This window comes from Aeromonas sp. 159 (assembly GCF_963862045.1).
Lineage (GTDB): Bacteria > Pseudomonadota > Gammaproteobacteria > Enterobacterales > Aeromonadaceae > Aeromonas > Aeromonas veronii.
In genome coordinates this window covers 1-10,396 of the sequence record NZ_CAWLMI010000083.1, presented here as the reverse complement: position 1 = coordinate 10,396, position 10,396 = coordinate 1, and the positions used below count along the sequence as shown (strand labels likewise).

General features: G+C 59.6%; 11 protein-coding genes, 1 tRNA gene and 1 rRNA gene. All 13 read left to right on the top strand.

The genetic code is table 11. The annotated features are described in order from the left end of the window. Positions 1-190: 190 nt before the first annotated feature. The 13 genes from rrf to hemB all read left to right on the top strand — a co-directional run bounded on the left by rrf (position 191) and on the right by hemB (position 10,239). Positions 191-305 (top strand): 5S ribosomal RNA (gene rrf / locus AACR14_RS14445). 46 nt (positions 306-351) lie between these two features. Next, positions 352-427, top strand: a tRNA-Thr gene (locus AACR14_RS14440). Between the two features lie 252 nt (positions 428-679). Continuing rightward, complete coding sequence (gene codB / locus AACR14_RS14435) at positions 680-1,924, top strand: cytosine permease (RefSeq protein WP_019446669.1); 1,245 nt, start codon at positions 680-682, stop codon at positions 1,922-1,924. Beyond that, the gene (locus AACR14_RS14430) at positions 1,918-3,183 is read left to right on the top strand and encodes a cytosine deaminase (protein WP_019446668.1); all 1,266 of its coding nucleotides are present in this window, start codon (positions 1,918-1,920) and stop codon (positions 3,181-3,183) included. The genes codB and AACR14_RS14430 overlap by 7 nt, the downstream gene beginning before the upstream one ends. Before the next feature lie 95 nt (positions 3,184-3,278). Continuing rightward, positions 3,279-3,656: a fluoride efflux transporter CrcB gene (crcB, locus tag AACR14_RS14425; RefSeq protein ID WP_005339378.1), complete on the top strand. Its 378-nt coding sequence runs from the start codon at positions 3,279-3,281 to the stop codon at positions 3,654-3,656. Positions 3,657-3,721: 65 nt separating this feature from the next. Continuing rightward, entirely contained in the window at positions 3,722-4,474 is a 753-nt protein-coding gene (gene ubiE, locus AACR14_RS14420; RefSeq protein ID WP_005342396.1) for a bifunctional demethylmenaquinone methyltransferase/2-methoxy-6-polyprenyl-1,4-benzoquinol methylase UbiE, read from the top strand. 8 nt (positions 4,475-4,482) lie between these two features. Then, positions 4,483-5,091 (top strand): ubiquinone biosynthesis accessory factor UbiJ, encoded by a 609-nt coding sequence (locus AACR14_RS14415; RefSeq protein ID WP_005339380.1) that lies wholly within the window; start codon positions 4,483-4,485, stop codon positions 5,089-5,091. Continuing rightward, a complete protein-coding gene (gene ubiB, locus AACR14_RS14410; protein WP_019446667.1) occupies positions 5,091-6,731 on the top strand; it encodes a ubiquinone biosynthesis regulatory protein kinase UbiB in 1,641 nt (546 codons plus the stop codon). Before AACR14_RS14415 ends, ubiB begins: the two co-directional genes overlap by 1 nt. A gap of 42 nt (positions 6,732-6,773) precedes the next feature. Next, positions 6,774-7,025, top strand: a complete 252-nt coding sequence (gene tatA / locus AACR14_RS14405; RefSeq protein WP_005339385.1) for a Sec-independent protein translocase subunit TatA — start codon at positions 6,774-6,776, stop codon at positions 7,023-7,025. Positions 7,026-7,028: 3 nt separating this feature from the next. Continuing rightward, positions 7,029-7,493: a Sec-independent protein translocase protein TatB gene (gene tatB, locus AACR14_RS14400; protein ID WP_019446666.1), complete on the top strand. Its 465-nt coding sequence runs from the start codon at positions 7,029-7,031 to the stop codon at positions 7,491-7,493. After that, positions 7,490-8,245 carry a twin-arginine translocase subunit TatC gene (gene tatC / locus AACR14_RS14395; RefSeq protein ID WP_005342401.1) on the top strand — a complete coding sequence of 252 codons (756 nt, stop codon included), beginning with the start codon at positions 7,490-7,492 and terminating at the stop codon, positions 8,243-8,245. The genes tatB and tatC overlap by 4 nt, the downstream gene beginning before the upstream one ends. 188 nt (positions 8,246-8,433) lie before the next feature. Next, on the top strand, positions 8,434-9,219 hold the full coding sequence (locus tag AACR14_RS14390) for a TatD family hydrolase (RefSeq protein WP_019446665.1): 786 nt from the start codon (positions 8,434-8,436) through the stop codon (positions 9,217-9,219). 3 nt (positions 9,220-9,222) lie between these two features. Further along, the gene (hemB, locus tag AACR14_RS14385; RefSeq protein WP_019446664.1) at positions 9,223-10,239 is read left to right on the top strand and encodes a porphobilinogen synthase; all 1,017 of its coding nucleotides are present in this window, start codon (positions 9,223-9,225) and stop codon (positions 10,237-10,239) included. The last annotated feature ends 157 nt before the right edge of the window (positions 10,240-10,396 follow it).

Here is a 10,396-nt window from a genome sequence, read left to right as displayed (position 1 = left end):
GATAGGTGGGGTGTGTAAGCGCGGCGACGTGTTGAGCTAACCCATACTAATTACCCGTGAGGCTTAACCATACAACACCCAAGAAGTGTTCTAAGGCTTGTAGCGAACCAACGAACTACTAATTCAGTGATAACGACAAGCCACGAGCAACATCGTTATTCACGTCAGCTTTCTCAGATTGAAGAATTTGCCTGGCGGCCATAGCGCCGTGGAACCACCTGATCCCATGCCGAACTCAGAAGTGAAACGCGGTAGCGCCGATGGTAGTGTGGCATTCGCCATGCGAGAGTAGGACACTGCCAGGCACCCAATTTCAAGATTACGCCCAGCGTGGTCTTTACCGGTTAGTGTGCTGATATGGCTCAGTCGGTAGAGCGCATCCTTGGTAAGGATGAGGTCCCCAGTTCGATTCTGGGTATCAGCACCATTAAATAGAAAGCCTCCCTGAAAAGGGAGGCTTTTTTGCATCTGTCATTTTTGTGACATCCCCTTACATTCCCTATTCCCGTAACCCCCTCTGCTTGCAGTCGACACAGTTTATCTGCTGATTTGAGTCCCGGTGTGTTACTCATTTGACTGCTTTTGATGGTTTTATCCAGAGATTTAACCATGATTGATTGACGTAAAACGTTTTCCATGTAAAATCCGGCGCGTTTTGCCTATTACGTGGAGAGAGAGCATGGCGCAGGATAACGAATACTGTTTGGGGGCGGTACCCGCCAAAGGGCGCAAAGGTGTGCTGTCGTTGATGCTGGTGATGCTCGGCCTGACCTTCTTCTCTGCCAGCATGTGGACCGGTGGTGCGCTGGGCACCGGCTTGGTGTTTGATGATTTCATCAAGGCGGTACTGCTTGGCAACTTGCTGCTGGGTATCTACACCGCCTGTCTCGGCTATATCGGTGCTTCAACCGGTCTCTCTACCCATCTGCTTGCTCGTTACTCGTTTGGGGTGAAAGGTTCCTGGTTGCCATCCCTGCTGCTGGGCGGTACTCAGGTCGGCTGGTTTGGCGTCGGTGTCGCCATGTTTGCGCTGCCGGTGCAGAAGGCGACCGGCATTGATGTGAACTGGCTCATCGCCATTTCGGGTATTCTGATGACGATAACCGTCTACTTCGGAATCTCCGCCCTGATGGTGTTGAGCTTTGTGGCGGTACCGGCCATTGCGCTGCTCGGTGGTTACTCGGTCTGGCTGGCAGTGACCTCGACCGGAGGCATGGCTGCGCTGCAGCAGGTACAACCAAGCAATCCCATCGAGTTCACCACGGCATTGACCATGGTGGTCGGTTCCTTTATTAGCGCAGGAACCCTGACCGCCGATTTTATTCGATTTGGTCGCAAACCCTGGGGCGCCGTCATGATTACCATGGTGGCGTTTTTTTTGGGCAACACGCTAATGTTCGTCTTTGGTGCAGCCGGCGCGGCCGTGACCGGACAGGCCGATATCTCGGAAGTGATGCTGATGCAGGGGCTGCTGATCCCCGCCATTCTGGTGCTGGGCCTCAATATTTGGACCACCAACGACAACGCTCTCTACGCCTCCGGCCTCGGTTTTGCCAACATTACCGGTCTCAAGAGTAAGCCACTCAGCGTGATCAACGGCCTAGTCGGTACCGCTTGCGCCCTCTGGCTCTACAACAACTTTGTCGGCTGGCTGGCCTTTTTGAGTACGGCAATTCCGCCGATCGGTGGCATTATCATCATGGATTTCCTGCTCAATCGTGAGCATTACCGTCAATTTGCCGATCAGCAGTTCGAGACGGTGCGCTGGCAGGCGCTGGTCGCCACGGCAGTCGGGGTGGCTGTCGGCAAGTGGCTGCCGGGCATAGTGCCACTCAACGCGGTATTGGGCGCCGCCTTCACCTATTTCATTCTGGTTCGCCTCACCCCGCGGCCGGTTCTGGTACAGGAAGCTAATAAATGCTGATTCAACATATTCGTTTGGCCGGTCGGGAAGGGTTGTGGCAGATCCGCTGTCAGGATGGGGTCATCACCGCCATCGAACCCCATGACGAACATGCCGTCGCCGGTCGGGTGCTGGACGGGGAGGGCGGTCTGGCGATCGCCCCCTTTATCGAACCCCACATTCACCTCGATACCACCCAGACGGCCGGTGAGCCGAGCTGGAATCTCTCCGGCACTCTGTTCGAGGGGATCGAGCGCTGGGCCGAGCGCAAGGCGCTGCTGACCCATGAGGATGTGAAACAGCGTGCCATCCAGACGCTGAAGTGGCAGATCGCCAACGGCATCCAGTTTGTGCGTACTCATGTCGATGTCTCCGACCCCAATCTGGTGGCGCTCAAGGCGATGCTGGAGGTGCGGGAGGAGATGAAGGAGTGGGTGGAGCTGCAGATCGTCGCCTTCCCGCAGGAGGGGATCCTCTCCTACCCCAATGGCAAGGCACTGCTGGAGGAGGCACTCAAGCTGGGTGCCGACGTGATTGGCGCGATCCCCCACTTCGAGTTTACCCGGGAATATGGGGTCGAAAGTCTGCACTACATCTTCGATCTTGCCGAGAAGTATCAGGTTCTGGTCGATGTGCACTGCGACGAGATCGATGACGAGCAGTCCCGTTTTATCGAGACGCTGGCGACTCTCGCCTACGAGCGGGGTATCGGTCATAGAGTCACCGCCAGTCACACCACTGCCATGCACTCCTACAATGGCGCTTATGCTTCCCGCCTGTTCCGGCTGCTCAAGATGGCAGGCATCAACTTCGTGGCCAATCCGCTGGTGAACATTCACCTGCAGGGACGGTTCGATACCTATCCCAAACGTCGCGGTATTACCCGGGTGAAGGAGATGCTGGAGGCGAACATCAACGTCTGCTTCGGTCACGACGACGTGTTCGATCCCTGGTATCCCATGGGCACCGCCAACATGTTGCAGGTGCTGCACATGGGGCTCCATGTCTGCCAGATCATGGGCTACGAGCAGATCAACGACGGCTTGAAGCTGATCAGCAGCCACAGCGCCCGCACCCTGAACGTGCAGGATCGCTATGGCATCGAGGTGGGCAAACCGGCCAACCTGTTGATCCTGCCTGCCGAGAACGGCTTCGATGCGGTGCGCCGTCAGGTGCCGGTGCGTTACTCGATCCGCCACGGCAAGGTGATTGCCCAGACCCGTCCGGCCCAGACCGAAATCGTGCTGGGTCAGCCAGAGCCCATCGATTTTCGCCGCTGAGATTTCAATCAGGCTGGATGTCGATTAGTTCCGCCTCTGGGCACAAGGGCCGCCATTGCGACATAATGGCGGCCTGACCCTGAGGGAGTGACACCATGCAAACCTGGTTCTATGTTGCTGCAGGGGGCGCCATCGGCGCCTGCCTTCGTTTTGGGATTGCCGAACTGATGGCCTTGCTGCTGGGGCGCCACTTTCCTTACGGGACTCTGGTGGTCAACGTGGTGGGCTCTTTCATAATGGGGGTGGCATTCGCCCTCATCAGCCACGGTCACGTGGTGGAACACCCGATGAAGCCGCTGCTGATGGTGGGGATCCTCGGTGCCCTGACCACATTTTCTTCCTTTGCCCTCGATACGGTAGTGCTGGCTCAACATGGGGCCTATCTGAAAGCGCTGCTCAATATCGGTCTCAATCTCTTCCTCTGTCTGGCCATGGTGGTGCTGGGCATGCAGTTGGTTGCGAGCCGGGTTTAAGGTGTCCGGACGCCAGTGGCTCTGGTAAACTGGCGGCCATTCTTTGCTCTATGGGTGTTTAAGGGATGTCAGAACAAGCAACGACAACGCATTTTGGCTTTAAAACCGTGGCCGCGACCGAGAAGGAAACTCTGGTAGCAGGTGTCTTCCATTCGGTGGCAGCCAAGTATGATCTGATGAACGATCTGATGTCGTTCGGCATCCACCGCCTGTGGAAGCGCTTCACCATCGACTGTTCCGGTGTGCGCAAGGGCCAGAAGGTGCTGGATCTGGCCGGTGGTACCGGTGACTTGACCGCCAAGTTCTCCCGTATCGTCGGCGAGACCGGTCAGGTGGTGCTGGCGGATATCAACGACTCCATGCTGAAAGTGGGCCGCGACAAGCTGCGCAATCTGGGGGTCGCCAACAACGTCTCCTACGTGCAGGCCAATGCCGAGGCGCTCCCCTTCCCGGATAACCACTTCGACGTCATCACCATCGGCTTCGGTCTGCGCAACGTCACCGACAAGGACAAGGCGCTCGCCTCCATGTTCCGGGTGCTCAAGCCGGGTGGCCGTCTGCTGGTGCTGGAGTTCTCCAAGCCGGTCAGTGAAGTGATCGCCAAGCTCTATGACCTCTACTCCTTCAAACTGCTGCCGAAAATGGGCGAAATCGTCGCGAACGACAGTGAAAGCTACAAATATCTGGCAGAGTCCATCCGCATGCACCCGGATCAGCAAACCCTGGCTGGCATGATGGAAAATGTCGGTTTCGAGCAGGTGGAGTACTTCAATCTGACTCAGGGTGTGGTCGCCCTGCACCGCGGTTACAAGTTTTAAGGTTGCCTATGCCGATGGATGCCATGGTCACCGCGGTGATCGAAACCAGCCTCAACCAGTTGCTGGCGCTGGACAAACAGAGCCCGGAGCGGCTGCGCAAACTGGTGGGCAAGGTGCTCAAGCTGGAGCTGCGTGAACTCAAGCCGCTCTGGTTTGTCTTCTCCGAGCGTCGGCTCGATGTGCTGGCCCAGCATGAAGGGGAGGCCGATGCGGTGCTCAGCCTGTCGCTGACAGCCCTCGGTCTGCTGAAAGACCCTTCCGCCCTGACCCGCTATATCCGCGAGGAGAAGCTGGATCTGAGCGGTGATCCCCAGCTGGTGCAGGCATTCAGCGTGCTGCTGGGTGAGCTGGATATCGACTGGGAGGAGGAGCTGTCGCGCTATACCGGCGACGTGCTGGCCCACACCCTGTTCAGTGGTGCCCGTCAGGCGCGTCGTCTGGTCGGTCGCGAGCTGTGCCGCACCCGCAGCCAGCTGGCGGAATATCTGACCGAAGAGGCCCGCCTCGCCCCCGGCCCGCTGGAAGTGGCGAGTTTCAACGATGACGTCGAGGTGCTGGCCCAGCAGCTCAAGGCCGTCGAACTGCGGCTGGCCCGCTTCGAACAGCAGGTGACCTGATGACCCCGAAGGAGTTCAAACGCCTCTATCGCATCATCACCATCCTGCTGGAGCAGGGCATCGACGAACTGGTGCCCGCCCGCTATCAACCTTGGCCGGGTCGTCTGGCCCGTCGCTCCCTGTTCTGGCTCAAGAACAAACAACCGGATCTCAGCCGCGGTGCCCGCATCCGCCTCGCCTTCGAGGCCCTCGGCCCCATCTTCATCAAGTTTGGCCAGATGCTCTCGACCCGCCGCGACCTGTTGCCGCCGGATATCGCCGAAGAGCTGGCTCTGCTGCAAGACAGGGTGCCCCCCTTCTGTGGTCAGGCGGCGCGCCAGCAGATCGAGCTGAGCCTGGGTTGTCCCATCGAAACCCTGTTTGACGACTTCGACGAGACGCCGCTGGCGTCGGCCTCCATCGCGCAGGTGCATACTGCCCGCCTGAAGGAGAGTGGCCGCGAGATCGTCATCAAGGTGATCCGTCCCGACATCGAGCCTGTCATCGAGGCCGACCTGCGACTGATGCAGGCGCTGGCCCGTCTGGTTGCCCGTTTTGTGCCCCAGAGCGCGCGACTGCGCCCCATCGAGGTGGTGGAGGAGTATCGCAAGACCATCCTCGACGAGCTGAATTTGATGCGCGAAGCGGCCAACGCCATCCAGCTACGGCGCAACTTCACCGGCTCCGAAGCGCTCTATGTGCCTGAAATCATCACTGATCTCTGCCGCGAGCAGGTGCTGGTGATGGAGCGCATCTACGGTATTCCGGTCTCCGACGTTCCAGCGCTGGAAGCCAACGGCACCAATATGAAGCTGCTGGCCGAGCGCGGGGTGGAGGTCTTCTTCACCCAGGTGTTCCGCGACAGCTTCTTCCACGCCGATATGCACCCGGGCAACATCTTCGTCTCTTACGAACATCCGGAAAACCCGCTCTGGATCGGCATCGACTGCGGCATCGTCGGTACCCTCAATCGGGAAGACAAACGCTATCTGGCGGAGAACTTCCTCGCCTTCTTCAACCGAGACTATCGTCGGGTGGCGGAGCTGCACGTGGAGTCGGGCTGGGTACCGGCAGACACCAAGGTGGACGAGTTCGAGTTTGCCATCCGCACCGTGCTGGAGCCTATCTTCGAGAAGCCGCTCTCCGAGATCTCGTTCGGTCACGTGCTGCTCAACCTGTTCAACACCGCGCGTCGCTTCCATATGACGGTGCAGCCGCAGCTGGTGCTGCTGCAAAAGACCCTGCTCTATGTGGAAGGGTTGGGGCGTCAGCTCTACCCGCAGCTCGATTTGTGGCAGACCGCCAAGCCGTTCCTCGAAAACTGGATGCACGAACAGGTGGGGCCCAAGTCGGTATTGAACGCCATCAAGGAGAAGGCGCCATTCTGGGCGGAGAAGCTGCCGGAACTGCCCGAGCTGGTTTACGAGACCCTGCGCCAGACCCGTCATCAGCAGCGTCATTTCGACCAGATGTTTGCCGAGTTCCGCCGTCACAGCCGTCGGCAGGGGCAGGCCCGCTACCTCTTAGGGGTTGGAGCCAGCCTGCTATTGGCGGGTGTATTCTTGCTGACCCAAAAACAACACATTGAGTGGGGACAAGCCAGTCTCGCCGGTGCAGCCCTCTGCTGGCTGGTCGGCTGGTTGCGAACCCGTTCCCATTAATCAACAACCGCGCCGTCAGGCGCCTGTTCTGGAGAGAAAATCATGGGTGGTATCAGTATTTGGCAATTGTTGATCATTGCAGTCATCGTCGTGCTGCTGTTCGGTACCAAGAAACTGCGCGGCATTGGCGGTGATCTGGGTGCGGCGGTCAAAGGGTTCAAGAAAGCCCTCTCCGACGAGCCGGCTGATGCCAAGGCCGAGCAGAAAGATGCCGAGTTTCCCCCGAAACAGCTAAACGAAGCGGCCACTCAGAGCAGTGAGACCGCCAAGCAGAAAGACAAAGACCAGGCCTAAGCCATGTTCGATATCGGTTTTTGGGAGCTGGTCGTTATCGGTGTGGTAGCACTGGTGGTACTGGGGCCCGAGCGGCTGCCGGTTGCCATCCGCACGGCTACCCACTGGATCCGCCTCATTCGTTCGACCGCGAACTCGGTCAAGTCCGAGCTGGAGCAGGAGCTCAAGTTGCAAGAGCTGCATAACGACCTCAAGAAGGCCGAACAGTTGCAGATGAGCAACCTGAGCCCCGAGCTGCAGGAGTCCATCGAACAGCTCAAAGCGGCGGCCCAGTCGGTCAATCGCCCCTATCAGGTGGAGAACGAGATCCGTCCGCCGCGCCCTGAGCCGGTCGCCCAGGCTGAGCCTGTCACGCCGGTGGAGCCTGCAGTGCAGCTGAGCCACGACGTGCCGCCGGTCAACAGCCAGCGGGAGAGCGAGCCGGTGCCGGTCAGCGACTCTGCAGTAAAAGGGGAGGTGAAGCCATGAGTCAGGCCGAACAACCCCTGATCAGCCATCTGGTTGAGCTGAGAACCCGTTTGCTGCGCTCCATTACCGCCATTCTGGTGGTGTTTCTGGCGCTGATCTACTTCTCCAACAACATCTACGACTTCGTGGCCCAGCCGCTGCTCAGCCAGCTGCCGGAAGGGACCAGCATGATCGCGACGGATGTGGCGACCCCCTTCCTGACGCCGATCAAGCTGACCCTGGTGGTCTCCTTCTTCGTGGCGATCCCTTATCTGCTCTATCAGGCCTGGGCCTTTATCGCCCCCGGTCTGTACCAGCATGAGCGGCGCCTGATCATGCCGTTGGTGGTCTCCAGTGCCCTGTTGTTCTATGCGGGGATGGCGTTCGCCTACTATGTGGTGTTCCCGCTGGTGTTCGGTTTCTTCACCAGTACCGCCCCTGCCGGGGTGACGGTGGCGACCGACATCGCCAGCTATCTGGACTTCGTACTGACCCTGTTCTTCGCGTTCGGGGTGGCGTTCGAAATTCCGGTGGCGACCATACTGCTCTGCTGGACTGGCGTGACCACACCGCAAAACCTGAAGGAGAAACGTCCTTACGTTGTCGTCGGGGTGTTTGTGGTCGGCATGCTGCTGACGCCGCCTGATGTCTTCTCCCAGACCCTGCTCGCCATTCCGATGTGGGCGCTGTGGGAGATTGGTCTGTTCTTCGCCCGCTTCTACGTGAAGAAAGAGGATGAAGAGCAACAGGAACAACCGGATGTGGAGAGCTGAGGCTCTGTTCGTCACCTGTTTGCCGGACGGCGAGAGGATGACTAAGTCCGCAGGAATAGCAGAACGAGGGGAGCTTAGGCTCCCTTCCTCTTTTCATGCTCCCGTTCGAGGCGTATGGTAAGACCCCATTCGGTAGATGGTTTTCAAATACCTGATATGTATTCCTTTTGTTCGGAACGTCTCATTCCATGATCGATATCGGTTTAAACCTGACCAGCAGCCAGTTCGCCGGCGAACAGCCTGAGCTGGTGGCCCGTGCCCGCGCCGCCGGAGTGGAAGCGCTGATCCTCACCGGTACCGATCTGGCTGGCAGCCGCGAGAGCGCTGGGTTGGCCGCCCGTTGGCCGGGCTACTGCTTCTCCACCGCCGGGGTACACCCTCACGATGCCAAGAGTGTCGATGCGGCGACCCTGCCCGCCTTGCGCGAGCTGGCGGCGCTGCCGCAGGTGGTGGCTATTGGCGAGTGCGGCCTCGACTACAACCGCGACTTCTCCCCCCGTCCGGTACAGGATGCGGTATTCGACGCCCAGCTGGCACTGGCTGCCGAGCTCCGGATGCCGGTGTTTCTCCACTGCCGCGATGCCCACGCCCGTTTTATCGAGATCCTCCGTCCCTGGTTGCCGAAACTACCGGGAGCCGTGCTGCACTGCTTCACCGGTTCTGATGAGGAGCTGGACGAGTGTCTGGCGCTGGGGCTGCATATAGGGGTGACTGGCTGGCTCTGCGACGAACGCCGCGGCCAGCTGCTGCGCGAACAGGTGGCCCGTATTCCGGCCGGTCGGCTGATGATCGAGACCGATGCCCCCTATCTGGTGCCGCGAGATCTGAAACCGCGCCCGAAACGCAACGAACCTGCTTTTTTGCCGCACATCGCCCAGGTGGTGGCGGCCTGTCGTGGTGAAGCGCCCGAGGCCTTGCTGGCCCATACCCGGGCCACCTCCGCCGCGTTCTTCCAACTTCCTCTCCAGGAGTGATTCATGGCTACAACTCTTCCGGGCGCCTTTCCGGGCCGCCGCCTGCGCCGTCTGCGCAAACATGATTTCAGCCGTCGTCTGGTGCGCGAGAACGTACTGACCGTCAACGATCTCATCTATCCGGTGTTCGTGCTGGAGGGGGAGAACCGTCGGGAAGCCGTTCCCTCCATGCCGGGGGTAGAGCGTCTCTCCATCGATCTGCTGTTGGAAGAGGCTGCCGAGCTGGTGGAGCTGGGCGTACCAGCTATTGCCCTGTTCCCGGTGACTCCGCTGGAGAGCAAGAGCCTGATGGCGGAAGAGGCCTACAACCCGAACGGGCTGGCCCAGCGCACAGTGCGCGCCCTCAAGGCTCGCTTCCCGGAGCTGGGGGTGATCACCGACGTGGCGCTCGATCCGTTCACCACCCACGGTCAGGACGGCATCATCGATGACGAAGGCTATGTGCTGAACGACATCACCACCGAGATCCTGATCAAGCAGGCGCTCTCCCATGCCGAGGCCGGGGTCGATATCGTCGCGCCGTCCGACATGATGGATGGCCGCATCGGTGCCATCCGCGCCGCGCTGGAAGAGAACGGCTTCATCAACACCCAGATCATGGCCTACTCCGCCAAGTACGCCTCCTGCTACTACGGCCCGTTCCGCGATGCGGTCGGCTCTGCCGGCAACCTCGGCAAGAGCAACAAGGCCACCTACCAGATGGATCCGGCCAACAGCAACGAAGCCCTGTACGAAGTGGCGCTGGATATTCAGGAAGGGGCCGACAGCGTGATGGTCAAGCCGGGCATGCCCTATCTGGACGTGATCCGTCAGGTGAAGGATCAGTTCGGCGTGCCGACCTTTGCCTATCAGGTGAGTGGTGAGTACGCCATGCACATGGCGGCGATCCAGAACGGCTGGCTGAAAGAGAAGGAGTGCATCATGGAGTCCCTACTCTGCTTCAAGCGGGCCGGGGCCGATGGCATCCTTACCTACTTCGCCAAGCGCGTGGCGCAGTGGCTGAAGGAAGATGCCCGTTAAGCCGGGTTGAAGAGATAAACGAGAGGGGGAGCCGATGGCTCCCCCTCTGTCGTTATGGCTCTCTTTTGGTCACGAGCGGATGATTACAGCTTGATCCAGGCATCGCTCCAGGCGCTGCCGGTACCCGGCGCATAGTGGCTGGTCGAGCCGCCACACC

What these genes read in the sequence shown, in the direction of transcription:
- codB (WP_019446669.1), top strand. Translation starts at nt 680, where the DNA reads ATGGCGCAGGATAACGAATACTGTTTGGGGGCGGTACCCGCCAAAGGG.
- AACR14_RS14415 (WP_005339380.1), top strand. Translation starts at nt 4,483, where the DNA reads ATGCCGATGGATGCCATGGTCACCGCGGTGATCGAAACCAGCCTCAAC.
- ubiE (WP_005342396.1), top strand. Translation starts at nt 3,722, where the DNA reads ATGTCAGAACAAGCAACGACAACGCATTTTGGCTTTAAAACCGTGGCC.
- tatA (WP_005339385.1), top strand. Translation starts at nt 6,774, where the DNA reads ATGGGTGGTATCAGTATTTGGCAATTGTTGATCATTGCAGTCATCGTC.
- ubiB (WP_019446667.1), top strand. Translation starts at nt 5,091, where the DNA reads ATGACCCCGAAGGAGTTCAAACGCCTCTATCGCATCATCACCATCCTG.
- crcB (WP_005339378.1), top strand. Translation starts at nt 3,279, where the DNA reads ATGCAAACCTGGTTCTATGTTGCTGCAGGGGGCGCCATCGGCGCCTGC.
- AACR14_RS14430 (WP_019446668.1), top strand. Translation starts at nt 1,918, where the DNA reads ATGCTGATTCAACATATTCGTTTGGCCGGTCGGGAAGGGTTGTGGCAG.
- hemB (WP_019446664.1), top strand. Translation starts at nt 9,223, where the DNA reads ATGGCTACAACTCTTCCGGGCGCCTTTCCGGGCCGCCGCCTGCGCCGT.
- tatC (WP_005342401.1), top strand. Translation starts at nt 7,490, where the DNA reads ATGAGTCAGGCCGAACAACCCCTGATCAGCCATCTGGTTGAGCTGAGA.
- AACR14_RS14390 (WP_019446665.1), top strand. Translation starts at nt 8,434, where the DNA reads ATGATCGATATCGGTTTAAACCTGACCAGCAGCCAGTTCGCCGGCGAA.
- tatB (WP_019446666.1), top strand. Translation starts at nt 7,029, where the DNA reads ATGTTCGATATCGGTTTTTGGGAGCTGGTCGTTATCGGTGTGGTAGCA.